This window comes from Microcella alkaliphila (genome assembly GCF_002355395.1).
Classification (GTDB): Bacteria; Actinomycetota; Actinomycetes; order Actinomycetales; family Microbacteriaceae; genus Microcella; species Microcella alkaliphila_A.
Map to the genome: position 1 here is coordinate 2,369,031 of NZ_AP017315.1, position 25,329 is coordinate 2,394,359.

Annotated in this window: 21 protein-coding genes and 1 tRNA gene; 9 read left to right on the forward strand and 13 right to left on the reverse strand. The window is 68.7% G+C overall.

All coding sequences use genetic code 11. The features are described from left to right. Positions 1–65: 65 nt before the first annotated feature. Complete coding sequence (locus CPY97_RS11590; protein ID WP_096422903.1) at positions 66–1,934, forward strand: ABC transporter ATP-binding protein; 1,869 nt, start codon at positions 66–68, stop codon at positions 1,932–1,934. A gap of 7 nt (positions 1,935–1,941) precedes the next feature. On the opposite strand, the gene CPY97_RS11595 is transcribed toward CPY97_RS11590, so the two are convergent. The 6 genes from CPY97_RS11595 to CPY97_RS11620 all read right to left on the reverse strand — a co-directional run bounded on the left by CPY97_RS11595 (position 1,942) and on the right by CPY97_RS11620 (position 7,413). Further along, a complete protein-coding gene (locus CPY97_RS11595; RefSeq protein ID WP_096422905.1) occupies positions 1,942–2,532 on the reverse strand; it encodes an isochorismatase family protein in 591 nt (196 codons plus the stop codon). A 22-nt stretch (positions 2,533–2,554) separates the two neighbouring features. Then, positions 2,555–4,051 (reverse strand): D-alanyl-D-alanine carboxypeptidase/D-alanyl-D-alanine-endopeptidase, encoded by a 1,497-nt coding sequence (gene dacB, locus CPY97_RS11600; RefSeq protein WP_096422907.1) that lies wholly within the window; start codon positions 4,049–4,051, stop codon positions 2,555–2,557. A 4-nt stretch (positions 4,052–4,055) separates the two neighbouring features. Next, positions 4,056–5,060, reverse strand: a complete 1,005-nt coding sequence (locus tag CPY97_RS11605) for a Gfo/Idh/MocA family protein (RefSeq protein ID WP_231923942.1) — start codon at positions 5,058–5,060, stop codon at positions 4,056–4,058. Positions 5,061–5,141: 81 nt separating this feature from the next. Beyond that, positions 5,142–6,065, reverse strand: coding sequence for a hypothetical protein (locus CPY97_RS11610; RefSeq protein WP_096422910.1), 924 nt, complete (start codon positions 6,063–6,065; stop codon positions 5,142–5,144). 277 nt (positions 6,066–6,342) lie between these two features. Next, a tRNA-Thr gene (locus CPY97_RS11615) sits at positions 6,343–6,415 on the reverse strand. A gap of 71 nt (positions 6,416–6,486) precedes the next feature. Continuing rightward, on the reverse strand, positions 6,487–7,413 hold the full coding sequence (locus tag CPY97_RS11620; protein ID WP_096422912.1) for a DsbA family protein: 927 nt from the start codon (positions 7,411–7,413) through the stop codon (positions 6,487–6,489). 221 nt (positions 7,414–7,634) lie between these two features. Here CPY97_RS11620 and CPY97_RS11625 point away from each other — a divergent pair, with 221 nt between their 5' ends. Next, the gene (locus CPY97_RS11625; protein WP_096422914.1) at positions 7,635–8,729 is read left to right on the forward strand and encodes an ABC transporter ATP-binding protein; all 1,095 of its coding nucleotides are present in this window, start codon (positions 7,635–7,637) and stop codon (positions 8,727–8,729) included. Positions 8,730–8,811: 82 nt separating this feature from the next. Next, entirely contained in the window at positions 8,812–10,131 is a 1,320-nt protein-coding gene (locus CPY97_RS11630; protein WP_096423659.1) for a DUF4032 domain-containing protein, read from the forward strand. 397 nt (positions 10,132–10,528) lie between these two features. Here the strand turns inward: CPY97_RS11630 and CPY97_RS11635 are convergent, their stop codons facing one another. The 5 genes from CPY97_RS11635 to CPY97_RS11655 all read right to left on the reverse strand — a co-directional run bounded on the left by CPY97_RS11635 (position 10,529) and on the right by CPY97_RS11655 (position 16,989). Then, on the reverse strand, positions 10,529–11,935 hold the full coding sequence (locus tag CPY97_RS11635; protein WP_096422916.1) for an NAD(P)(+) transhydrogenase (Re/Si-specific) subunit beta: 1,407 nt from the start codon (positions 11,933–11,935) through the stop codon (positions 10,529–10,531). Next, positions 11,935–12,246 carry an NAD(P) transhydrogenase subunit alpha gene (locus CPY97_RS11640; RefSeq protein WP_096422918.1) on the reverse strand — a complete coding sequence of 104 codons (312 nt, stop codon included), beginning with the start codon at positions 12,244–12,246 and terminating at the stop codon, positions 11,935–11,937. Before CPY97_RS11640 ends, CPY97_RS11635 begins: the two co-directional genes overlap by 1 nt. Beyond that, entirely contained in the window at positions 12,246–13,397 is a 1,152-nt protein-coding gene (locus CPY97_RS11645) for a Re/Si-specific NAD(P)(+) transhydrogenase subunit alpha (protein ID WP_096422920.1), read from the reverse strand. The genes CPY97_RS11640 and CPY97_RS11645 overlap by 1 nt, the downstream gene beginning before the upstream one ends. Positions 13,398–13,528: 131 nt before the next feature. After that, positions 13,529–14,800 carry a dihydrolipoamide acetyltransferase family protein gene (locus tag CPY97_RS11650; protein WP_096422922.1) on the reverse strand — a complete coding sequence of 424 codons (1,272 nt, stop codon included), beginning with the start codon at positions 14,798–14,800 and terminating at the stop codon, positions 13,529–13,531. Beyond that, complete coding sequence (locus CPY97_RS11655; protein ID WP_096422924.1) at positions 14,800–16,989, reverse strand: alpha-ketoacid dehydrogenase subunit alpha/beta; 2,190 nt, start codon at positions 16,987–16,989, stop codon at positions 14,800–14,802. The genes CPY97_RS11650 and CPY97_RS11655 overlap by 1 nt, the downstream gene beginning before the upstream one ends. Positions 16,990–17,148: 159 nt before the next feature. Here CPY97_RS11655 and CPY97_RS11660 point away from each other — a divergent pair, with 159 nt between their 5' ends. Genes CPY97_RS11660 through CPY97_RS11670 form a run of 3 tightly spaced genes read left to right on the forward strand, consistent with a single transcriptional unit; the run spans position 17,149 to position 19,275 of the window. Then, positions 17,149–17,679, forward strand: a complete 531-nt coding sequence (locus CPY97_RS11660; protein WP_096422926.1) for a VOC family protein — start codon at positions 17,149–17,151, stop codon at positions 17,677–17,679. Next, positions 17,676–18,398: a GntR family transcriptional regulator gene (locus CPY97_RS11665; RefSeq protein WP_096422928.1), complete on the forward strand. Its 723-nt coding sequence runs from the start codon at positions 17,676–17,678 to the stop codon at positions 18,396–18,398. Before CPY97_RS11660 ends, CPY97_RS11665 begins: the two co-directional genes overlap by 4 nt. A 10-nt stretch (positions 18,399–18,408) precedes the next feature. Then, positions 18,409–19,275 (forward strand): NAD(P)-dependent oxidoreductase, encoded by an 867-nt coding sequence (locus tag CPY97_RS11670; protein ID WP_096422930.1) that lies wholly within the window; start codon positions 18,409–18,411, stop codon positions 19,273–19,275. Here the strand turns inward: CPY97_RS11670 and CPY97_RS11675 are convergent. Next, positions 19,272–20,018 carry a helix-turn-helix domain-containing protein gene (locus tag CPY97_RS11675; RefSeq protein ID WP_096422932.1) on the reverse strand — a complete coding sequence of 249 codons (747 nt, stop codon included), beginning with the start codon at positions 20,016–20,018 and terminating at the stop codon, positions 19,272–19,274. The genes CPY97_RS11670 and CPY97_RS11675 overlap by 4 nt on opposite strands. Positions 20,019–20,131: 113 nt before the next feature. Beyond that, positions 20,132–21,562, reverse strand: a complete 1,431-nt coding sequence (locus CPY97_RS11680) for a M24 family metallopeptidase (RefSeq protein WP_231923944.1) — start codon at positions 21,560–21,562, stop codon at positions 20,132–20,134. Between the two features lie 183 nt (positions 21,563–21,745). On the opposite strand from CPY97_RS11680, the gene CPY97_RS11685 reads away from it, so the two are divergent. Genes CPY97_RS11685 through CPY97_RS11695 form a run of 3 tightly spaced genes read left to right on the forward strand, consistent with a single transcriptional unit; the run spans position 21,746 to position 25,314 of the window. After that, positions 21,746–22,801 (forward strand): sugar ABC transporter substrate-binding protein, encoded by a 1,056-nt coding sequence (locus tag CPY97_RS11685; RefSeq protein WP_096422934.1) that lies wholly within the window; start codon positions 21,746–21,748, stop codon positions 22,799–22,801. Positions 22,802–22,804: 3 nt separating this feature from the next. Beyond that, on the forward strand, positions 22,805–24,247 hold the full coding sequence (locus CPY97_RS11690; protein WP_096422936.1) for a sugar ABC transporter ATP-binding protein: 1,443 nt from the start codon (positions 22,805–22,807) through the stop codon (positions 24,245–24,247). Between the two features lie 5 nt (positions 24,248–24,252). Further along, a complete protein-coding gene (locus CPY97_RS11695; RefSeq protein WP_096422938.1) occupies positions 24,253–25,314 on the forward strand; it encodes an ABC transporter permease in 1,062 nt (353 codons plus the stop codon). Positions 25,315–25,329 lie beyond the last annotated feature (15 nt).

Here is a 25,329-nt window from a genome sequence, read left to right on the forward strand (position 1 = left end):
TAGACCTGTTCGGCCGTGAACGACCTCCGGCCGGCCCCAAGCCGCCCTCGGGCAGGATGGGGGGCATGAGCACCGCCTCCCCCGCCCGCGCGCGCCGCGGATTCGGCCGTCCGGCAGACGACGGGCCCCGCGCCAGCTTCCGACAGCTGCTGCCCTACCTCCTCGAGCACCGGAAGGTGCTCGCGTGGGTCATCGTCATCTCCGTGCTCGGCGCCGCCGCATCGCTCGCGCAGCCGCTGCTCGTCAGCCAGGTGATCACCCGAGTCGAGGCGGCGGAGCCTCTCGGCAGCCTCGTTATTGTGCTCGTCGCGCTGGTCGTGGCGAGCGGGCTGCTGAGCGGCTTCGGTCACTACCTGTTGCAACGCACGGGTGAGGGCGTCGTGCTGTCGAGCCGGAGGGCGCTCGTGCGCCGCATGCTGCACCTGCCCATCAGCGAGTTCGATCAGCGCCGCACGGGTGACCTCGTCAGCCGGGTCGGCAGCGACACGACCCTGTTGCGCGCCGTGCTGACGCAGGGTCTTGTCGAGGCGATCGGCGGCAGCCTCGTCTTCGTGGGCGCCCTCATCGCGATGCTCGTCATCGACCCGCTGCTGCTCGGGCTGACCCTGCTCGTCATCACCATCTCAGTGGTCACCGTCGTCATGTTGTCCCTGCGCATCCGTGTGGCGAGCCGCAAGGCGCAAGAGAAGGTCGGAGACCTGACCGCCGCCGTCGAACGGGCCATCTCATCGGTGCGCACCGTTCGCGCTGCCAACGCGACCGACCGTGAGATCGCGGCCGTCGACGAGGATGCTCGGGGCGCCTGGCGTCAAGGAATCACCGTCGCGAAGATCTCGGCTCTCGTCGTGCCGATCTCATCCATCGCGCTGCAGATCTCGTTCCTCGTCGTTCTGGGGGTGGGCGGATTCCGCGTGGCATCGGGGGCGATCGGGATCGCGGACCTGGTCGCGTTCATCCTGTTCCTGTTCCTGATGATCGGGCCGCTCGGCCAGGCCTTCGGTGCCGTGACGAGTGTGAACAGTGCGCTCGGCGCTCTCGGCCGCATTCAGGAGATCATCGCGCTGCCGAGCGAGGAGGAAGCCGATGCGGGGCTCACGCCCGCCGCAGCGTCAGACGACCGCGCCGCGATCACGTTCGAGGGCGTGCACTTCCGCTACCCCGAGGCCGCCCACAAGACCGAGGCCGAGAAGGCGATCGCCGAGGTGGTCGGGGGGCACGAAACGCGCGACACGACGGTCCTGCGTGGGGTGTCGTTCGCGGTGCCGCAGGGGTCGCGCACCGCGCTCGTCGGCCCGAGTGGCGCCGGCAAGTCCACCGTGCTGGCGCTCATCGAGCGGTTCTACGACCCCACCGAGGGTGTCATTCGGATGGCCGGCGTCGACATTCGGGCGCTCGACCGCACCGAGCTGCGCAGCCGCATCGGCTACGTCGAGCAAGACGCCCCCGTGCTCGCCGGCACCCTGCGGGACAACCTGCTGCTTGGCACGCCCGGCGCGAGCGACGAGCAGTGCATCGAGGTGCTGCGGCGAGTCAATTTGAGCGCGGTGCTCGACCGCACCGAGGCCGGGCTCGATGCGCAGGTCGGCGAAGACGGCGTCATGCTGTCGGGCGGCGAGCGTCAGCGCCTCGCGATCGCCCGGGCGCTTCTGGCGGCTCCCCCGATCCTGCTGCTGGACGAGTCGACGTCATCGCTCGACGGGGTCAACGAGCAACTCATGCGCGATGCGATCGACGCCGTCGCGCACAACCGAACCCTCATCGTGATCGCCCACCGGCTGTCCACCGTGATCGACAGCGATCAGATCGTCGTGCTCGAACACGGCCAGGTCATCGGCACCGGAACCCACACCGAACTCGTGCGTGACGTGCCGTTGTACCGCGACCTGGCGCAGCATCAGCTGCTCGTGCCGAAAGACGAGGCGACCGACGACTGAGGGCTCGCTACGAGCGCCCGGCGACCTCGACACGGCCGCCCGCCTGCGCGATCTCGTGCAGCGCGGCCTCGCTCGACTCGGCGGCGACGCCGGCGACCAAGTCGCGCAGCACCCGAACCTCCCGCCCGGAGCCGAGCGCGTCGAGCGCTGAGGCCCGAACGCAGTAGTCGGTCGCGATACCGACCACGTCGACCTCGGTCACGCCGAGGGCATCGAGCGCCGCCGGGAGGGGTCTGCCGTCATCCGTCGTCCCCTCGAAGATCGAGTAGGCGGGAACCCCCTGACCCTTGCGCACGTGAATGTCAATGAGGCCCGTGTCGATGGCCGGGTGGTACTCGGCGCCGTCGGTGCCGGCCACGCAGTGCGGCGGCCAGGTGGCGACGAAATCGGGTTCAGCATCCGGCTTCGCGAAGTGGCCCCCGTTGTCGTTGTCCTCGTCATGCCAGTCGCGGGATGCGATGACGACGTCGTACAGGTCGGGATGCGATCGCAGGTGGCGGGTGATCGCGGCGGCAACGGCGGCACCGCCGTCGACGCCGAGCGCACCGCCCTCCGTGAAGTCGTTCTGAACGTCGATGATGAGCAGTGCGCGGGACATGACGCCTCCGGGACGGTGGGGATCAGATGTTGGCGAGGTTGTCGCCGCAGCCGTGGATGGCGGTGGTGACGGTATCGAGAGCCTCTCGGGCGCTGAAGTTCACAGGGCCGAGGGCGTAGAGGCTGAAGGCTATACGAGAGCCGTCAGACGCGGTCATGAGACCGGACAGGGTGAAGACGTTGTCGATCCAACCCGTCTTGGCGGTGACGTGGCCGGCGGCAGAAGAATTGGCCCCGCCAAACCGGGTACGCAGGGTGCCCGACTGCCCGGCGACCGGCAGCGATCGGGTGATGACCTGGAGCTCGGGGCTTCGCTCGATCACCGTGAAAAGGTGCGCGAGGTAGACCGGCGGGATCTGGTTCAGGTTCGACAGGCCTGACGCGTCGCGCACGACGATACCGTCGGTGGGAATGCCGTAGACGCGGAGTGCCTGCACGAATGCCGGTGTGAGGCTCGCCGCGGTGCCGCCGAGCCCGTAGTGGCGAGAGATGACCCGGCCGATCGAGTCGGCGAGCGAGTTGTCGCTGTCAAGCACCATCCGCTCCATCAGCTGCGCCATCGGCTGAGACCGCACGGCTGCGAGCTGGCCCCCGCCGCCTGCCGCACCACGCTCAAAGGCGGGAGCACCCCCTGGGTTGCCGGCCCCAGCGAGCGCCTGCGCGAACGCCTGTCCCGCTCTGCCCACCGGGTCAGTGCTACGCGGGCTCTCTTGCGCGCGCGGGTTCGCGCGGTCGGCATCGACCTGAAGGGCCGTCACCTCGGAGGCGTAGCCGATGGTCTGCAGGCTGCGGTTCCAACTGGAATCCCAGCGGTCCTCGTCGAGGAAGTACGACGTGTCGAGCAGCACCCGCGTGATGGCCGGTTCGTCGGGGTTGGCGGCGGCGTACGCCGCAACGGTCTGCGCGGCGAGGTCGGCGAGCTTCGGCGCACCGGGGTAGAAGCTTTCCTCCCCGGGCGGCAGCGCGCTCAGCGTGACGTCGCCGCCGCCGATGAGGACGACCGTTCCTGGTTCGTCGCCAGCGACGACCCGCGTCGTCAGGCGGTAGTCGGGCCCGAGCGCCGCGAGCGCGGCGGCCGCGGTCAGCACCTTCATGTTGCTTGCCGCGGGCTGCGCCACGTCGCCGTTCCGGTCGAACAGCGTGTCGCCGGTGGCGATGTCGATGACGTGCGCCTGGAACTGGCCGAGCCGGGGGTCGGCCGCTTGGCTCGCGATCGTGCAGGTGCGCAGCGGGCTCGGCGGGACGAGTTCGTCGGGAACGGGGCGCGGGTCGGGTTCGGCCTCCGGCTCGGGTTCGGGCTCCGCCTCCGGCTCGACCTCCTGCTCAAGGGCGACAGCGGCGGACGCCCGCTCTTCACCGACCGCGACGCCGACGACGATGGCACCGGTCGCGAGCAGCGCGAAGACGAGCGACAGCCCGGTGGCCGTCACGGCCACGGTGTGGCGACGCACCCAGACGGCGAAACCGTCACGCTCGGGGCGGGCCGCCCGTCGCGTTCGAGGCTGCTCCCGGTCAGTCACCCGGTCATGATACCGAGCCAGTCTGCGCGGCCTCGGCCGGGTAGACGAGCCCGATCTGCGATCTCACCTCGTCGAGTAGACCCATGATGGCGACCGACTCGTCGAACGGCAGCTCGGTCGGTGCGGCGCCCGCGACCCGCGATTCCAACTCAGCGGCCTGGAAGTGCATCCCGCGCGTCGCCACAGGCTGCTCGAAGCGCTCGACGACCGACCACGAGCGGTCGTAATGCGTGAAAGACGTGGGCGTGTAGAACACGCGGTCGATCTCGATTGTGCCCTCCGTCCCGATGATCGCCGCCCGGTTGGGGCCGGCCGTGTCGAGCGCGGTGTGCAGCACCGCCTGGCGACCGTCGGCGTAGTCGAAGATCATCGCGGTCTGGCGGTCGACGCCGGTCGCGGTCATCGAGGCGTGTGCGCGAATACCCTGCGGCAGGCCGAGTACGTCGACGGCAAACGAGACGGGGTAGATGCCGAGGTCGAGCAGCGCGCCACCCCCGAGGTCGGGGTTCTGCAGTCGATGCTCGGGATTCGTCGGCAACGCCTGGGTGTGGTCGGCGAGGACCGTGCGCACCTCGCCGAGCACGCCGCTCGCGAGCAGTTCGCGAACGCGCACCATGTGCGGCAGGAACCGCGTCCACATCGCCTCCATGACGACGACACCGCGCTCGGATGCACGATCCGCGATGCGCTGCGCATCGCGCGCATTCAGCGTGACCGGCTTCTCGATGAGCACGTGCTTGCCGGCGTCGATCGCGAGCAGCGCGTTTTCGACGTGCATCGGGTGCGGGGTGGCCACGTAGACCACGTCGACGCTGTCGTCGGCGACGAGCGCCTCGTAGCTGGCGTGAGCGTTCGGGATGCCGAATTCCGTCGCGAACGCGCGCGCAGCATCCTCTCGCCGTGATCCGACCGCCGCGATGCGGAAACCCTCGCGGGTGAGGTCGGATGCGAACGCGTGGGCGATGCCGCCCGTCGCGAGAATGCCCCAGCCGAGGTGGGTGTGCGCCATTGCTGCCTCCATTTCGCGGGGCAAACGACAAACGACCCGCGCGCCCAGCCTAGGGCGCGCGGGTCGTTCGGTGTCAGTCGACTAGCAGTTCACCCAGCGGGCGGCGGCGCGCGTGAAGCTGTACGGCTCGTTCGGCACACCACCGTGGCTCATCGCGAACAGGATGCACACCCCCTGCACGCTCGTACCCGGCTTGTACAGGGAGGCGCGGTGACCGCCCGAATCCCACCAACGCTGGGCGGCAGCGGCGCCCGTGACACCGGAGCCGCCGGCGAGGTTGCCGTCGCAGCCCGTGTCGGGCACGCCGTCGCTGCGCGTCGCCTGACCCTTGTGCCCCCACGCGCTCATGGGGTCGGGGCTCGGGTCTTCGGCCATCCAGAACAGGCGGTCCTCCATGCAGGAGTCGTAGCGGATGTTCGACGGCGGCACCGGCGGCAAGCAGTTCGCAACGCGGATCGCGTTGAAGCGCTGCGCGAAGTCGTTCAGGTCGGCGCTCGTCGTGCCACCCACGCCCTGCGCGGACGTGCGCCCGGGCGCACCCGGAGTCGACCCACCGATCGGGCCGGGGCACGGCGGCGGGGTCGGAGCGGGCGGCGGAGCAGGTGCGGGCGGAGCGGGCGCTGGGGCCGGCGCTGCCGGAGCGGGAGCGGCCGCACCACCGCCGGAACCGGCGTTCGAGGCACCGGAGGCGCTGGAGCCGCCGGAGCTGTTCGCACTGCCTGCGTCGTTCGGCGCGGGCGAGCCGGAGGCGGGCGATTCAGCCTCGGCCCCGTCAGCAGCAGACTCGTCCGATTTAGTGTCGTCGACATCGGCAGCGGCTTCGTCCTCGGCGACGTCGGAGCGGTCAGCATCGCTTCCGAGTCGACGCTCTGCGAGGTCACTGATTGACATGCGCGACACGTCGTCGGGATCGACCGTAGCGGTCGAGATGACGGGTACCGGCGCTTCCCCCGAAGCGCCAGCCAGTGCCGGTGAATCGCTCGGCGGAGCGCCGACGAACTGCATCACTACCAATATGACGGTCGCAAGCGCCGTCCCCGCGAAAAAGGATCGCAACATAAAAGGCTCCCCCCAGAACCTGTGTGTGTCCGATCCCCCCGACCGGACATTCATCACGCTAGAGAGCCTTCTGGGTTCTGCCAAGTGCGCGTAGTCGAAATTCGAACAGAACCCCCCTTTATTGGGGGCGTGTCGCGAAGTTCTTCACCCCCTCTTGGGGGTATTGCCTATTCGACGCGCGTCAGCAGGGGGTTTGGTGCACGCGAGATGCAGGTGTGCTGAGAGCCGACTGCGGGACTCGAACCCGCAACCGCCCGATTACAAGTCGGGTGCGCTACCAATTGCGCCAAGCCGGCCAGGCACCCGAAGGTGCCGTTTTCAGGGTACCGCCGCCCGAGCATCCCATGGGGCGGCGATGAGGCGATGACTACTCGTCGCCCTCTTCACCCCCGCCGCCGTCGGCACCCTCCGCGGGCGCGGGCGTCGGGTTGAGGGTGAAGTCTTCGCCGGCGGCCTGCAGCACGAACTGCTGGAACTCGGTCGAATCACCGATGTTCGCCGGCAGGTACTGGTCACCGTTCACGAGCACGGTCGGCGTGCCCTGCACCGATTCCAGATCGGTGCCCTCGAGAGGCAGCGGGCCGGCGAGCGCGCGGTTGGTCGCGGCGGTCACCCACGACGAGAACTCGCCCGAGGTGATGCACTCGGCGACGGCGGACGATCCGGCCCCGACGCTCGCCGCGAAGTCGACGAGCTGCTCGTCACTCCAGCCGGTGCCGTCGCCCGGCTGACTCGTGAGCAGCAGTTCGTTGTAGTCGAAGAAACTGTTCGGGGATCGGTCGGCGACGCACGCGGCGGCATTCGCGGCGCGTTGGCTCGCACCCTGGTTGCTGAGAATCGCGATGGGGTGGATCGTGACGGTCGCCGTGCCGGTGTCGATGAGCGCGCGCAGCGTCTCCGCATTCGCCTGCTCGAAGGCTCCGCACGCCGGGCAGAGGTAGTCCACCCAAATGTTGACGGCCACGGTTCCGGGCTCGTTAGCGGGCAGCGGTTCGGGGGTCTCCTCGGGCTCGAGGCCCGGGGTGCTGACGGCGATGTAGTCGGCCCCGATCGTGATTCCGTCACTCGCCATGTTGCGCGGGCCCGCAGCGGCCGGTTGCGTGGAGTTCAGGATGAGCGCAACCACGACACCGATCACAGCAATCACGCCCAGCGCGATACCGCCCTGCAGCAGCAGCGTGTTGCGCTTCTCCTTTTTGCGCTGCTCTTCGCGCAGCTGGCGCGCCTTCTCGCGGGCTTCCGCGCGGCGCGCGTTCTTGGTCTGACGCTCGTCGGCGCCGTCAGCCTTCGGCATGGATGCTCGTGCTCCTTATATTCCGCGGCGCACCGCGGCGGGTCGTCGGCGCCCGTAGCGCCCCACCGATGGTACGACCGGAGGCCTCGCCCGCGCCAACTGACGAGAGGTGGCATACTGTCCCGAACGGGCGACGGCGCCCGTGGGCTCGTTCGCGCGGGCCCCATCCATTCACTACGGATCGTCCGGCACGTACCTGCCGGTGAAGGAGAAAAGCAGTCATGGCAACTGTTAAGTACGACAAGGCCACCCGCCTCTACCCCGGTAGCACGGTTCCCGCGGTTGACGCCCTCGACCTCGACATCGCAGACGGCGAGTTCCTCGTCCTCGTCGGGCCGTCGGGCTGCGGCAAGTCGACGTCGCTGCGCATGCTCGCCGGCCTCGAAGAGGTCAACGCCGGCGACATCTACATCGGTGACCGCAACGTCACCGACGTTCCGCCGAAGGACCGCGACATCGCGATGGTCTTCCAGAACTACGCGCTGTACCCGCACATGTCGGTCGCCGAGAACATGGGCTTCGCCCTGAAGATCGCCGGCGTCAATAAGGACGAGCGCGCGAGCCGCGTGCTCGAGGCCGCGAAGCTGCTCGACCTCGAGCCCTACCTCGACCGCAAGCCGAAGGCACTCTCGGGCGGTCAGCGTCAGCGCGTCGCCATGGGCCGCGCGATCGTGCGTCAGCCCCAGGTCTTCCTCATGGACGAGCCGCTGTCGAACCTCGACGCGAAGCTGCGCGTGCAGACCCGCACCCAGATCGCCTCGCTGCAGCGTCGCCTCGGCGTCACCACGGTCTACGTCACGCACGACCAGACCGAGGCCCTCACCATGGGTGACCGTATCTGCGTTCTGAAGGACGGCATCCTGCAGCAGGTCGGCACCCCGCGTGACCTGTACGAGACGCCCAACAACGTGTTCGTCGCCGGCTTCATCGGCTCGCCCGCGATGAACCTGTTCCCGGCCGAGCTCGCCGACGGCGGTGTGAAGTTCGGAAGCGCCGTCACCCCGGTCGAGCGCTCGGTCATCGACGCCGCCGGCGGCAAGGTCGTGACCGTGGGGGTGCGCCCCGAAGACCTCATCGTGTCGACGAGCGGCAACGGCCTGCCCGTCGAGGTCGACATCGTCGAAGAGCTCGGCGCTGACGGCTACCTCTACGGCCACGCCGACGTCGTCGGCCAGCGGGTCGACATCGTCGCCCGCGTCGACGGACGCGTTCACCCGCACAGCGGCGAGACCGTGTACATCACGCCGGAGCCGAAGCACATCCACGTGTTCAACGCCGAATCGGGCGAACGCCTGAACGCGGCGGTCGTGGCCTAGCGGCTCACTGCTCCACGGCGGGGGCGTTCGTGTCACGTGCGACACGGACGCCCCCGCTTTTCTTTAGACCAGGATGGACACCGTGAGCGCTTCGTTGAACATCACCTCCGCCGTCGTCGATCCGGCGCTGCTCGACCTGCCGTGGAACCTGCCGCTTGACACGTGGCCCGACGACGCGATCGCATCCCTGCCGAAGGGCATCTCCCGCCACCTCGTGCGTTTCGTGCATTTGAGCGGCTACGTCGTGGCCATCAAGGAGACGACGGAAGAGATGGCACGGCGCGAGTACGACATGCTGCGCACGCTGCAGCGTCTCGACGTGCCCTGTGTCGAACCGGTCGCCGTCATCACCGGCCGCGAGTCCGACGACGGCGACCCGCTCATGCCCGTGCTCGTCACGAGGCACCTGCGCTTCTCGTTGCCGTACCGCGCGCTCTACTCGCAGACACTGCGCCCCTCCACCGCGACCCGCCTCGTCGATGCTCTCGCCGTTCTGCTCGTGCGGCTGCACCTCGCCGGCTTCTTCTGGGGCGACGTGTCGCTGTCGAACACGCTGTTCCGCCGTGACGCCGGAGCTTTCGCCGCCTACCTCGTCGACGCCGAGACCGGGCAACTCTACGAGGGGGGTCTGTCGAACGGGCAGCGCGAGAACGACCTTGAGATCGGCCGAGTCAACATCGCGGGCGAGCTGCTCGACCTGGAGGCAGGCGGCCGCCTCGACGAGAACATCGACGCGATCGACGTGTCGAACGGCATCGTCGATGCCTACCGCTCGCTGTGGAGCGAACTGACCGGCTGGGAGGCCTTTGACAAGACCGAGCGCTGGCGCATTACCCAGCGCGTCGAGCGCCTCAACGACCTCGGCTTCGACATCGAAGAACTCGCCATCACGACGGCGGGTGACTCCACGCAGGTGCGCATCAAGCCCAAGGTCGTGGATGCGGGCCACCATTCCCGCCGGCTGCTTCGCCTCACCGGCATCGACGCCGGCGAAAACCAGGCGCGTCGCCTGTTGAACGACCTCGACTCGTACTCGGCCGCAACCTACCCCGGCGCCGATGTCGACGAGGAGCAGGTCGCCCACGAGTGGCTGAGCCGCGTCTTCGAGCCGGTGATCCGTGCGATCCCCCGCGACCTGCGCGGCAAGCTCGAAGAGCCCGAGGTCTTCCACCAGCTGCTCGAGCACCGCTGGTTCCTGTCGCAGAACGAGTCGCGCGCCATCTCGCTCGCCGAAGCACTCAGCTCGTACATCGACACCGTGCTCCGCCACCGGCGCGACGAGGCGACGGTCATCGCGCCGACCACCGAGTCGATCGGCGTGCCCACGCTCGACACGGCCGCGATGCCCGTCATCGAGGATGCGGACGCCGGGGCGCCCGGAAGCTGGCGCGACAAGGTCTAGCCAGCCCCGGGCATCCCGTGTCGTGGCGGGCGCTGCGTTGCGGTGTGCGGCGTTCGAGAGACCGGTTCGCGTGCGCAACAGTGCGTGACGAGTCGCCCGTGGCGACGTCGCGCCAGGCTGCGGGAAGTCGGCTGTCACGCGGTGTCCGCGAGGTCAGCTCGGAGGGTCGACACGCCGCAACGCCGGGCGAGAACACGGCGCGCCGGGAGATGCGGCTGACCTGGCGGACACTCTCGGCGGCGCGGGGCGGGATCCGACGAGGCGCGCGGGCGGGGCGCGCCCGTGCACGACACGGAGCGAACGGTCGCGCGTGGCTACGTCGCGCAGCACAACCGACCACCCGCGTCCGTTCACGGGTGAGAACGCACGTGTTGGGGGCGACCGCCGCCGCGGCGCGTTACAGGTTCTTGACGGCGCCGAGCACCTTGGTGAGCGACTCTTTGGCGTCGCCGAACAGCAGCGTCGTCTTCGGGTCGAACAGCAGGTCGTTCTCGATGCCGGCGAACCCCGGACGCATGGAACGCTTCAGGAAGACCACCTGTCGCGCGTCCTGCACGTCGAGGATCGGCATGCCGTAGATCGGCGAGCCGGGCGTCGTCTTCGCGGCCGGGTTCACGACATCGTTGGCCCCGACGACGAGGGCGACGTCGGCGGTCTTGAACTGCGGGTTCACCTCGTCCATCTCGGCGAGCGCCTCGTACGGCACGTTCGCTTCGGCCAAGAGCACGTTCATGTGCCCCGGCATGCGGCCGGCGACGGGGTGGATGCCGAACACGACGTCGATGCCCTTCGCTTCGAGCGTCGACGCGAGTTCGGCCATCGTGTGCTGAGCCTGCGCGACCGCGAGCCCGTACCCGGGCACCACGACCACCCGGTTGGCGTAGCCGAGCAGGATCGCGACGTCGTCGGCGCTGGAAGAACGCACCGGCCGGTCGCTGGTCGCGGTCGACCCGGCGCTGGAGGCGCCGCGGAACGCCCCGAACAGGATGCCCGTGACGCTTCTGCCCATCGCCTTCGCCATCTCGCGGGTCAGGATCGACCCGGAGGCACCGACCAGGGTGCCTGCGACGAGCAGCAGTGTGTTGTTCAGCACAAGACCGGACGCCGCGACCGCGAGCCCGGTGCCGGCGTTCAGCAGCGAGATGACGATCGGCACGTCGGCGCCACCGACCGGGAGGACGAGCAGGATGCCGAGCACCGAGCCGACGGCGAGGCCGGCGACGGCGGCGGTCCACGTCAGCCCGCCGAGCCCGACGCTGGCAAGCCAGGCCTCGGGCAGCACGATGATCGCCGCAGCGGCGAGGCCGACGACCGCGAGCGCGACGATGACGGCGGCGTGACCGGCAAACACGATCGGGCGGGTCGGCATCAGCTCTTGCAGCTTCAGGAAGGTGATGACCGAGCCCGAGAACGCGATCGAGCCGACGAGCACCGTGAAGGCGACGGCGAGGTACGCGCCGAACGAGACAGAGTGCTCGAGCTCGAGCAGCGCGACGAGAGCGGCAGCGCCACCGCCGACGCCGTTGAACAGGGCGACGAGCTGCGGCATCTGCGTCATCTTGACCATGCGCGAGGCGGGCACGGCGATGATCGTGCCGACCGCGATCACGCCGAGGATCAGCGCGAGGTTGTCGAGCTCGGTCGAGAGAAACACGACGACCATGGCGATGACGGCGCCGAGCGCGCCGATGAGGTTGCCGCGGCGGGCCGTGCGGGGCCTACCAAGACCCTTGAGCGCCAGGATGAAGCAGACCGCGGCGACCAGGTAGAGAAAGGCCGTCCATTCGGGGGTGAGCACGGCCATCAGGCGTCGCTCCCCTCGCGAGCGGCCGGGGCGGAGCCGGGGCCGCGGAACATTTCGAGCATCCGGTCGGTGACGACGAAGCCACCGACCAGGTTGATCGTCGCCATGAGCACGGCGATCAGCGCGATGACGAGAGTGAGCGGGTCATCGGCGGCGCCCGCGACGATGACCGCGCCGACGAGGATGATGCCGTGGATCGCGTTCGCGCCCGACATCAGCGGCGTGTGCAGGGTGCTCGACACCTTCGACACGACCTCGAAGCCGATGAATACGGCGAGGACGAAGAAGGTGAGCAGGGTGATGGCCTCCATCAGCGGGCTCCGTTCCGCTCGGCGACCGCCTGCGCGGTCGGCTCGTGACGAACCACGCCGTCGTGGGTGAGGCACGCTCCGGCGACGACCTCGTCGTCGAAGTCAGGCGTGAGGGCACCGTCGACCGTCATCAGGCCGATCAGCTGGGCGATGTTTTGGGCGAGCAGGCGGGAGGCGTCGAACGCCATGGTCGACGCCGCGTCCTTCATGCCGACGAGGGTGATCGCGCCGCCGTCGACGGCGATCGCCGTGTCGACGCCGGCGATCGAACCCTCGACGTTGCCGCCCGACTCGGCGGCGAGGTCGACGATGACGCTGCCGGGCGTCATGCCGGTGAGCATGTCGGCGGTGATGAGGCGCGGTGCGGGCCGGCCGGGGGTCGCCGCCGTCGTGATGATGATGTCGGCCGCCTGCACGTGCGGGCTCAGCAGTTCGCGCTGGCGGGCCGCGCGGTCGGCGGCGAGTTCCTTCGCATAGCCGCCGGCCGCATCCGCGTTCTCGTCGAGGTCGAGGTGGATGAACGTGCCGCCCATCGAGCGCACCTCATCGGCGGATGCGCTGCGCACGTCGTATGCCGACACCTTCGCCCCGAGGCGCTTCGCCGTCGCGATGGCCTGCAAACCCGCGACTCCGGCACCCAGTACGAGCACCTTTGCCGGGGGGATCGTGCCGGCCGCTGTCATGTAGAGCGGCAGGAAGCGCGGGAAGCGCGTGGCGGCCTCGAGCACGCAGCGGTAGCCGGCGATGAGCGCCTGCGAGGTGAGCGCATCCATCGACTGGGCGCGAGAGATGCGCGGCACGAGCTCGAGCGCGAACGCCGTCACGCCGCGGTCGGCGAGCGCCGCGACAGCCTCCAGCTCGCCGGCGGGCGCCGCGAAACCGACCGCCACCGCGCCGGGCGTCAGCGCGGCAATGGTGGCGGGGTCGAGGGGCCGCACGTGGGCGAGCACGTCGGCCGCGCCGAGGTCGACCGCGTCAGCGAGGGTCGCGCCGGCGGCGGCGTACGCCTGGTCGGGGTAGCCGGACGCGGCACCCGCGTCTCGCTCGACGACGACCTGGTACCCCTCCCGCACGTAGGTCGCGACGGTCGCGGGGGTCGCGGCGACGCGCCGCTCCCCCTCGATCGGCTCGCGCCGGATGGCAATCTGCATGGGTCACCACTCACCTTTGAGTCGACGAACACGGCACCGGGTCAGTGCGAATCTACCGCGGCATACGGAGGCGATCGGGGACCGCCGCTACCACCCAGCGGCGGACCCCGATCGGATCTGGCGTGACGCTCCTACGCGAGGATCGTCAGCGGGTTCTCAATACGCGCGACGAAGGCGGCGAGCCAGCGTGCGGCGAGCGCCCCATCCCAGGCGCGGTGGTCGGCCGACAGGGTGACCGCCATCACGGTGCCCAACTCGAGCGCACCGTCGACGACGACCGGCGCCTGCCGGGCCGCCCCCACCGCGAGAATTCCCGCCTGCGGCGGGTTGATGATCGCGCTGAACGACTGCGTGCCGAACATGCCGAGGTTCGACACCGAGAAGCTGCCGCCCTGCATCTCGTCGGGCTTCAGGCCACCCCCACGCGCGCGCGTGGCGAGGTCGGCGATCGACCGGCCGAGCGCGCTGACGCTGAGTGCCTCGGCCCCGCGCACGACCGGCACGACGAGCCCGTCATCGAGCGACACCGCGATGCCGACGTCGACCGTGGCGTGCCGCACCATTCCCTCGTCGCTCCAGGTGCGGTTCGCCTCGGGAACGTCGAGGAACGCACCGGCGACCGCCTTCACGACGAGGTCGTTGACGCTGATCTTCGAGGCGGCGCCCTCGTTCAGACGCTTACGCAGGTCGAGCAGCGCGTCGACCCGGCACTCGGCCTCGAGGTAGAAGTGCGGCACCTGGTTCTTGCTCTCCGTGAGCCGCCGCGCGATCGTCGCCCGCATGCGGCTGTGCGGAACCAGCTCGGCGCCCTCGGGCAGCGCGGCGGCCGCGCCACTCGCGGTCGAAGCAGACGAGGCGGGCGCGGATGCGCGGGGCGCGTCGCCCGCACCCGTCGCGACGGCACTCTGGCCGCCTCCGCTGGCGATGAGCGCCTCGAGGTCTTTACGCACGATGCGGCCGTCGGGGCCGGAACCCTGAACGCCGTCGAGGCTGATGCCCTTCTCTCGGGCGAGCCGCCGCACGAGGGGGCTGACGAACTGGCGTCCCCCGCTGGAGGCTGGGGCCGGGGCACTCGGCGCCTCCACGGGGGCGCTCGGAGCATCCGAGGTCGCGGGCGCGCTCGCGGCAGACGCCGCGGGGGCCTCCTCGACAGTCGGGGTTTCGCCCGCCTCGCCGACGACCGCGATCGGTGCACCGACGTCGACCGAGTCGCCCTCAGCGACAACGAGTTCCAGCACGGTGCCCGCTGTCTCGGCCGTGTACTCGACGACGGCCTTCTCGGTCTCGATCTCGGCGAACGGCTGGCCCACCTCGATGGTGTCGCCGGGGGCGACGAGCCACTTCTGCACGGCGGCCTCGGTGACGTTCGCGAGCACCTCCGGCATGCGAATGGTGGTCGACATCAGCGCGCTCCCCCCGCGTGGCGGCGCACGGTCTCGAGGCCGGTGACGACCTCTTCCGTGCGCGCGATGGCGGCCCGCTCGAGCACCTTCGAGATGGACGGCGACGACTCCGCGCCGGTGACGCGCTGCACGGGCTGGTCGAGCCAGTCGAACAGGCGCCGCTGGATCTCGTCGGCGAGCCAGCCGCCGTACGACGTGCCGACCGCACCCTGCTCGACGATGAGCACCGCGTTGGTCTTCTTGACGCTGGTCTCGATGGTCTCCCAGTCGATGGATGCGCGATCAAGCCAGCGCAGATCGATCAACTCGCCGTCGACACCGGTTTGCTCGATCGCCTCGAGGCTGTGCTTCACCATCGACAGGTAGCTGATGACGGTGACCTCGCTGCCCTCGCGGCGCACGGCCGCCTTCCCCGGCGGGATGATGTAGTCCATGTCTCCGTCGATGACGGTGTCTTTTTCTCCGTACAGGTCGACGTGTTCGATGACGAGCACAGGGTCCTGCAGGGCGAGCGCGGCGTTCATCAGGCCGACGTAGTCTTCGGCGCACGACGGGGCGACGATGCGCCAGCCGGGGCTCGTCGCAAAGATGCCGGCCGGGTCCATGAGGTGCTGCGAGCCGTAGCCCGAGCCCATGGCGACCTTGGTGCGCAGAACGAGGGGCACGGGGTTATCGCCGCCGAACATGTGGCGCGCCTTGCCGATCTGGTTGAACACCTGGTCGGCGGCGACCCACATGAAGTCGGGGTACATGAACTCGATGACGGGGCGGTAGCGTCCGTCGAGCGCGAGGCCGCCCCCGAGTCCGGCGAACGCGTTCTCGCTGATCGGGGTGCCGAGCGTGCGGTCGGGAAATGCCGTCGACAGGCCCTTCGTGGCTCCGTTGGTGCCGCCCTTCAGGCGGTGGATGTCTTCACCGAGCACGATGATCCGCTCGTCGGCACCCATGCGGTGCTCCATGACGCCGGCGACGGCATCGACGAATTTGACGTCCTTGCGCGGCCGCGAGTCACTGGTCGGTTCGAGCGCGGTGAGCGCGTCGAGCTCGCTGCCGTCGCCGCGCACGCCGACGTTGACGAACGCGGGGTCGGGCCAGAGCTCGGGGCGGATGCGGCGGCGACCCTCCTTCTCGGCGTCGGCCTCCAGCAGTTCGGCGGTGGCCGCATCCATCGCCGCGATGGCCTGCTGGCGCACCTGCTCGACGCCGGCCTCGTCGATGAGGCCGAGCTTCTGCATCTCGTCGGCGACCTTGATCAGCGGGTCGCGCTTCTTCCACTCCTCCTCTTCCTCTTTCGTGCGGTAGCCGAAGGCGCTGCCCGGGTACGGCCCGTTCTGGTGGAAGAAGCGATAGACCTCGGCCTCGATGACGACGGGGCCGTTGCCGGCCCGCATGTGGGCGGCGGCCTCCTCCATCGCGAGGTGCACGGCGAGCGGGTCCATGCCGTCGACGCGCCACGAGGGGATGCCGAAGCCCTGGCCGCGCACCGACAGTCGGGTGTCGGCGACCGACTCCTCGATGTGCGTGGCGACCGCGTAGAGGTTGTTCTCGACGAAGAACGCGACGGGCAGCTTCCACGCCGCGGCGAGGTTCATCGACTCGAGTACCGAGCCGATCTGGGCCGCGCCGTCGCCGAAGTAGTTGATCGTGAGGTCGTCGGTGCCCGAGCGCTTCTGCGCCCACGCGTTACCGGTCGCCATGGGCGCGCCGCCGCCGACGATGGCGTTCGTGCCGAGGGCGCCGGCTTCGAACCACTGCAGGTGCATCGAGCCGCCGCGACCGCGACAGTAACCCTGGGCGAGCCCGAGAATCTCGGCCAGAGTCTTTTGCAGAACCTCCTGGATGCGCGGGGTCACCAATTCGGACGGGTTCAGCCCGTCGGGCGTGACGTGGGTGAGCGCCTTGGCGAGGAATTGGTGGTGGCCTCGGTGCGAACCGTTGACGGCATCGGTCGAGCGTAGGCCGACGATGGAGCCGACCGCGCCACCCTCCTGGCCAATCGAGGAGTGCGCGGGGCCGTGCACCAGGCCTTCACCGGCGAGCTCAAGCACCCGCTCTTCGAAGGCGCGGATGAGGTACAGCTGCCCGAGCATCGTCTGCAGAAGCCCCGGGTCGGCCTTCTTCCAGTCGGCGGCGGTCGTTGACAGCTCGACCCAGTCAACCCCGGTTTCCAGACGTCGGCGCTTCGGCATCGTTGCGGTCCTCCTCGTGCGGGGCTCGCGACGTCGCGGCCCGATGCGCGCAACTGTAGCAGCGATTGCATCCAATGTCACCGGTATAGCCCCTGATCCTCACCCATACGCTCGATTTCGCGCTATATTGCATCCACGCGGTCGATCGAAGGAGAGACGATGACGCACGGCATTCCGGGCCTCCGCGGTACCGAGCACATCGGCTTCACCGTGCCCGACCTCGATGCGGCCGAAGACTTCTTCGTCACCGTGATCGGCTGCGAGCGCATATATTCGCTCGGCCCATACGTGCGCGATGACGACTGGATGAGCGAGCACCTCAACGTGCACCCGCGCACCGTGATCCGCGAGCTGCGGTTCTTCCGGTGCAAGCACGGGCCGAACTTCGAGATCTTCGAGTACGAGTCGGCCGATGGACAGAACCCGCAACCGCGTAACAGCGACATCGGCGGCCACCACCTGGCCTTCTACGTGGATGACATGGATGTAGCGGTCGCTTACTTGCGGAGCAATGGAGTGCGCGTGCTCGGTGAGCCGACGGCGAGCACAGCCGCCTCGGAGGGGCAACGCTGGGTGTACTTCCTCGCGCCGTGGGGCATGCAGCTCGAACTTGTGAGCTTCCCGAACGGTAAAGCGTACGAAGCAACGAGTGACGTGCGGCTCTGGGACCCGCGGAACCCGAGCGCATGAGCGCGCTTGATCAGCCCGCGCGAGGCCCGTCCCGCGACGGCAACGCGAGCGCGCGAGTCGCGGACGCTCTGCGCGACGCCATCAGCGCCGGCACCTATCCTCCGGGGTCACGGTTGCGCCAGGAAGAGATCGCCGCACGCTTTGGCGCGAGCCGCGTGCCCGTTCGCGAAGCGCTCAAGATTCTGGAGTCGGACGGTCTCGTCACGCTCGTGGCCAACACGGGCGCCTGGGTGTCGCGCCTCACCCTGGCGGAATGCGAAGAGGTGTACCAGACGCGTGAGCGAGTGGAACCCCTCCTGCTTCGCCTCTCGGCCCCGGGCCTCACCCCGGTCGACATTGATCGACTCGAGCAATTCGCCGAGCGCATGGCTCAGACGAGCGACGTCGAAGAGTTCTTGCGACTCGACCGAGACTTCCATGCCGCCACCTACGCCGGCGCTGACACGCTGGTGCTCGGTGACCTGGTGCGTCGTCTCTGGAACACCACGCAGCCCTACCGCCGGGCGTACACGCTGCTCATCGACGCCCACAGCCAGCGCATCGTGCACGATGAACACCACATGATCGTCACGGCGTTGCGCGACGGAGACTTGGACACCGCCGAGCGGGTCATCGAGGGTCACATCCGACGCACCCGTCGGCTGCTCGCGCAGCACCCCGAAGTGTTCTCGCCCAGCGAGACCACCGACCATCCGGCGCCCGCGCGCGTCGACGAATGAAAGGCACAGTATGACCACGCTGGGGTTCTTGGGGCTCGGCAACATGGGCCAGGCCATCGCCGGTCGGCTTGTCGCCGCCGGCTACAACGTCATCGTGTGGAACCGTAGTCCCGGCGCGGCTGACGAGCTCGTCGCCGCCGGCGCGCGGCTCGCCACGGATGCTCGCGAGGCGCTCGCCGCGCCCGTCTCGTTCTCGATGCTGGCCGACGACGCAGCGGCGGAAGCCGTGCTGTCGGAACAGAACCTTGCCAGCGACGGTGAGGGGCGCATCCACGTGAACATGGCGTCGATCAGCGCGGCGGCGGCCGACCGCATCCAGGCGGTCGCCGAGGCCGTAGGCGTCGGCTACGTGTCGTGCCCCGTGCTCGGACGCCCGAACGTCGCCGCGGAAGGCAAGCTCAACCTGCTTGTCGCCGGCGCCCCCGAGCTGTGCGACGCGGTCGCCCCCTACCTCGAGCACTGCGGCGTGAAGCAGTGGCGTTTCGGCGACACCCCCCGCCAGGCGAACGCCGTCAAGGTGGCGATGAACTTCACGATTCTGCACGCGCTGCAGGCGATGGCGGAGTCGATCACCCTCGTCGAGGCGCACGGCGTCGACGCGAGCGACTTCATCGAACTGATGTCGAACAGCCTGTTCGCCGGCCCCGTGTACGCCGGCTACGGGTCGATGATCGCCGAGCGGCGCTACAGCCCTGCCGGCTTCCGCATGCCCCTCGGGCTCAAAGACCTGGGCCTCGCCGAAGACCTCGCGTCGGAGAAGGCCGTCGAGTTGCCGACCGCCCCGATCCTGCGTGACCGATTCGAGCGCGCGCTCGCCGACGCGGAGCTCGCCGAGCTCGACTGGTCGGCGGTCGCCGAAGTGACCCGTCGGCGCTAGGAGCGGTCGCCGCGCAGGCCGCGCATGACCTGGAGCACGTCGACGGCCGACGCCGGGGCCTTCATCTGCTCCGCGGCGTCGCCGGCATGGTCGTGATCGTGGTCGAGCTCGTCGAGGGATTCGATCGTGACGTCTTTGCGGGCGATCACGAACCAGATTCCTCGCGCCGGGACGTCCCCCTCGTTCACGTACATGTGGGGCTTGATCGCGTCGAAGCAGAACGAGTCGCCGGGTTCGAGCTCGTAGCGGTCGAACTCGATGCGCAAGGTGAGCTTGCCCTCGAGCAGCACGCCGTACTCGGTCGCAGCGTGGCGCATCATCTTGCCCTCGACCGACGAGGAGCCCTGCGGCTGGTACGTCACGATAAGGGGGTCGGCGATGGCCGACTCTCCCACGGACAACCGCTCCCAGGTCACCCCGTTCTCCATCTCGATGACGGGGTTGTCTTCGCGCCGCTGGACGACATGATCACTACGTCGTGACGGATCGCGGGGCTGGTCATCGTCGGCAGAGCCCAAGCCGAACGGCGCACTCGTCGCGGGGCCATGGCCCATCAGACTGTCGAGCGAAATGCCCAAGAAGTTCACGAGCGCATATAACGTCGACACCGACGGTTGCGTCTTGCCGGTCTCCACCTGCGACAGCAGGCTGGCCGATACACCTACGGCGCTCGCCACCGCTCGCAAACTGAGCTTGCGGGCTTCTCGAACCTTACGTAGTTCTGATCCCAGGTCGAACTGCACCGTTGCACCTCTCCCCGCTTCGCCGCAACTACCGGCGTCTCTGTGGTGAGCAGTCCAAGTGAACGCTCATCGTGCGTCCATGCTAACCGTCGTTCCGTGCATCCACGGATCTATCAGCGTCCGCCGCGGCCGTCGACCGTGTTGAGGTGCGACTGGCTGTCACGCAGCGTCGAGAGCTCGCCGCCCACCGAGTAGTAGCGCTTGCCCGCAACCAGTAGCTCCTCGGCCGGGAACTTCGTGATGACCTCGCAGCCGTCCTTCGTGACGACGACCTCTTCCTCAATGCGCGCCGCGCCCCACCCGTCGGCCGCCGGCCAGTAGGTCTCGAGGGCGAACACCATGCCCTCCTCGAGCACCTCAGGGTGGTCGAAGGAGGTCAGGCGCGAGAAGATCGGCTTCTCCCAAATCGAGAGCCCCACGCCGTGCCCATACTGCAGCGCGAAGGCGGCCTCCTCGTTCGGGAAGCCGAACTCTTCGGCCTTCGGCCACACGGCGACGACGTCGGCCGTCGTGGCGCCGGGCTTCACGAGAGCGATGGCGCGGTCCATGTACTCGCGCGCCCGGGTGTAAGCATCCTTCTGCGCCTGGCTCGCCGAGCCAACCGCAAACGTGCGGTAGTAGCAGGTGCGGTAGCCGTTGTAGCTGTGCAGGATGTCGAAGAACGCCGGGTCGCCGGGGCGAATCAGGCGGTCGCTGAAGACGTGCGGGTGCGGCGAGCAGCGCTCACCCGAAATCGCGTTGACACCCTCGACGTACTCGGAGCCGAGGTCGTACAGCGTCTTCGCCACGAGCCCGACGGTCTCGTTCTCGCGGACGCCGGGGCGCAAAAACTCGTAGAGGTTCTCGTAGGCCGCGTCGACCATCGAAGCGGCCTGAGTGAGCAGGCGGATCTCGTCGTGCGTCTTGATGCGGCGGGCCTCGAGGAAGATCTGCTGGCCATCGACGACCTGGATGCCCTCGGCTTGAAGCGCGAACAGAATCGGCAACTCGATGACATCGACGCCGAGCGGCTCGTTCGCCAGCCCGAACTTTTCGAGCTCACGCTTGACCTTCCGTGCAACTTCCTGAGCGATGCCGGCGTCCGGCGGGAACGCGCCGCGCAGGGTGGAGATGCCGGCCCGTGACCCCGACTCGAGGCGAGGACGGGTTGCGCCATGGTGCGGCGCGTGCGGGTCGGCGTCGGCCTCCGAGTGCGTGTGGTCGAGCCACGGGTTATAGAGCGAGTGGTGCTTGGCGGCCGAACCGAAATCCCACACGATGGGGTCGGTCTTTCTCGTCAGCAGTGCGAACCGAATGAGCTTGTCCATCGCCCACGTGCCGATGTGGGTTGCCGACATGTAGCGGATGTTCGAGAAGTCGAAGGCGAGGACGGCACCGACGTCGGACTGGTCGAGCTGCGCTTTCAGTCGCATGAGCCGCTCGGTGCGCAGACGGTCGAAGTCGACGCGTGCCTCCCAATCGACGGCGTTCATGCCTGTAGTGCCGGTGCTCTTCATCGAGTCCTCCAGATCGGTGCGCGTGACGCGGTGACGCATGTGCGTCATGTTTACCACAGATAAACACCGTCCAGCCAGGACTGTCAATCTCCCCACAGCATTCGCTCCGCCGAACATTTTTTGGGCCAGGACTTCACTCTCAGCGCACGCAGATGTATAGGCACGCTGAATAGCACCACCCGGACGGTCACCGTAGATCTCCGGTACCCACGATTTCAAGGGAGAAATCAGATGAGGCGTTCACCCATCGCACGCCGCGGGCGCTTGTCGTTCGTGGCACTGGCCGCCGCGGCGGCCCTCACCCTCGGTGCCTGTGCCAGCGATGCTGGCGAGACCCCGACTCCGGGCGACGACACCACCGCCGCCCTCACGGAAGAGACCCTGCAGGTCGCCTTCATCTCCTTCGCCGTCGCGAACACCTACGACGAGCCGATGCTCGCCGAGATTCAGCGCGTCGCCGCCGAGAATAACATCGAGATCACCGTCTTCGACGGCAACCTCGACCCGAACCTCCAGGTCACGCTGATCCAAGACGTCATCGCGTCGGGACAGTACGACGGGCTCATCACACAGCCGGTGTTCGGCCCCGCACTCGTCGACGTCGTGCAGCAGGCGCTCGACGCGGGACTCACGGTCGTCAACGTCGACCAGATTCTGGGTGACGACTTCACGACGGGAGCAACGCAGGTCGACGGTCTCGCCGCGAACGTCGTGTTCGTCCCCTCAGAGATCGGCATCAAGTTCGGCGAGCAAGCCGTCGCGGCGTGCGCCTCGGCGAACCTCGACCCGTGCAACGTCGCGTTCCTGCACGACGTCAAGGCCTCGGCCATCGGTGTCGCACTCTATGACGGCTTCAACTCCGTCATCGAGGGCACCCCGGTGCAGATCGTTGCCGAGGGTGAGACCTTCTACAACCCCGCTGCCGCGCAGGGAGCCGTTGCGGACATCCTCTCGGCGAACCCCGACATCGACCTCATCGCCACCTCTGACCAGGGTCTGCAGGGCGCGGTGCTGGCCATCGAGGCCGCGGGGCGCTCCCTCAGCGAGTTCCTGATGATCGGCTACGGCGGCTCCGCCTGGGGCAAGGAGCGGGTGTCCGAGGGCGTCGTGTTCTCGAACGTCGTGCAGGCGCCGGCCACCGAAGGCCGCCTCGCGATGGAGGCCATGGTCGACGCGCTGCGCAACGGCGTCAACCAGGGAGACATCGACCCGTTCGCGGACTTCCCGAACAACGGCGTGATGACGCGCGACAACGCCGACCAGTTCGCGGGCGAGTGGGCCGGATAGTCCATGCCTGACACGGCAACCGCTGGCACCCCGCAGCTCCTCGTCGAGCTGCGGGGTGTCGGCAAGTCCTTCGGCGGCACCCCGGTGCTGCGTGACATCGACCTGACCCTCACGCCCGGGAGCGTGCACGCCCTCGTCGGCGAGAACGGCGCGGGAAAGTCGACCCTGTCGAAGATCATCTCGGGCATCTACACCGCCGACGCCGGGCAACTATTCGTCGACGGAAACCCCGCGCACTTCACCTCCCCGCGCGAGGCCCTCGACCGCGGCATCGCAACGATTGCCCAAGAGCTGGCACTCGTGCCCGAGCTCACCGTCGCAGAGAACGTCTTCCTCGGACGCGAGCCGCGCACCGCAGGCTGGATCGACCGCAAGAAGCTGCGCGCCGAGTTCGTGGCCGTCGCGGAGCGTACAGGCTTCGACCTCGACCCCGACGCCGTCGTGGGCGGCATGCGCACGGCCGACCAGCAGAAGGTCGAGATCCTTCGCGCTCTCGCCCGGGGTGCCTCGCTCATCATCATGGACGAGCCCACCGCCGCGCTGTCGAACCACGACGCTGAACTGTTGCACGGCGTCGTTCGCCAGCTCGCGAACTCCGGGCACACCGTGCTGCTGATCTCGCACTTCCTCACCGAGGTGCTCGAGCTGGCCGACACCGTCACGATCCTGCGTGACGGACGGCACATCCAAACTTCCAAGGCAGCGGACGAGACGGAATCGAGCCTCATCGAGGGGATGCTCGGCCGCAGTCTAGGCTCCGTCTTCCCCGACAAGCCCCCCGTCGACCCCGAGGCCCCCGAGGTGCTGCGCGTCACCGACCTCGTCGCCCCCGGCGTCAACGGCGTCTCACTCAGCGTGCGCGCCGGCGAGATCGTCGGCCTGGCCGGCCTCGTCGGGGCCGGGCGCAGCGAGATTGCGCACGCGATCTATGGGTCGGCGCCCCGCGCATCCGGCGTGGTCGAAATCGACGGTATTACCTGCCCCGCCGACATTCCGCGCGCGCTGAAGAGGGGCATCTTCCTGATCGGGGAGTCGCGCAAAGAGCAGGGCCTCGTGCTCGGCCGACCCATTCGTGACAACGTCACCCTGTCGAACATGGCGCAGGTGGCGCCCGGCGGCTGGGTGCGCACCGGCGACGAGCGACGAGCGTCGCGCGGCCTGCTCGAGCGCGTGACCGTCGCCGGCGACGACCGGCGCGCCGTCTCGGCGCTCTCGGGCGGCAATCAGCAGAAGGTGTTGTTCGGCCGGGCGTTGCAGAAGGCCCGTCGCCTGCTCATCGCCGACGAGCCGACGCGCGGCGTCGACGTCGAGGAGGTGCTCGGCCTCGCGCACCGCGTGCTCGTCGTGCGGGCCGGACGCGTCGTTGCTGAACTCACCGGCGACGAGATGACCGAGGAAAACATCATCACGGCGGCGTTCGCCGATCCGACCCCCGTTGGGAGCTGACCACCATGAGCATCGACGCCCCCGAGAAGACGGCACCCGCCGCACCCCCGCCCGCTTCGCGCGGCGGATCGTTCGGCGACAACGCGGATGCTGTGCAGCGGTTCCTGAGGAACGTCCCGTGGCGCTCGGTCGCGATCGTCGTGCCGTTCCTCCTCGTGTTCATCGCACTGTCGATCGGGAGCCCGGCCTTCCTGTCGGCGCAGAACATCGGCAACGTGTTGGACCGGCAGGCCGGAATCCTGATCATTGCCGCGGCCGCCACCCTCGTCCTCATCGCGGGAGGTATCGACCTCTCGGTCGGCGCCACCTACATGTTCACCGCGGTGGTCTGCGGCACGATCATCGTCCGGGTGGGCGGCGAAACGGGAGCGGCGCTGGGAATCGCCGTGGGCATCCTCGCCGGCCTCGCCATCGGGCTCATCAACGGGATCATCAGTACGTATCTGAGGATCAACCCCCTGATCGCCACCCTCGCGATGAGCTTCATCATCCTGGGCGCGACGAAGCTCGTGTCGCAGTTCGGCAAGGAGGGCGTCGGCCAGATCCGTGTCGACGTGCCCGAGTTCCGGTGGCTCGCGCTGCTTCGCCCCCTCGGGGTGAGCCTGCCCACCTGGATCGCCGCCGTCGTGCTCATCGTGCTCGGCGTCGTGCTGTGGCGCACCACCTTCGGGCGGTACGTCTACGCCGCTGGCGGTAACGCCGAGGCGGCCAGGCTGGCGGGTATTCGCATCAACGTGGTGCGCATCGCGACGTTCGCGCTGGCGGGGACTGCCGCGGGCCTCGCCGGAGTCATCGACCTGGCGCGGACCCCCTCGGTGCCCGAGAACGATGCGATCGCGACAACGCTGACCTTCACGGTGCTCGCCGGCATCGTCGTCGGTGGCACCTCGATCCTCGGCGGCGCGGGCGCCGTCTGGCGCACCGTGCTCGGCATCCTGTTCATCGCCATGCTCTACAACGGGTTCACCCTGCTGCGTATTGACCCGCTGTTCCAGGGCATCGCGCTCGGGGTCATCATCCTCGTGGCTGTCGGCTTCGACGCCTGGTCGAGGACCCGCAGGAGGTAAAGACCCCGGCCCCGC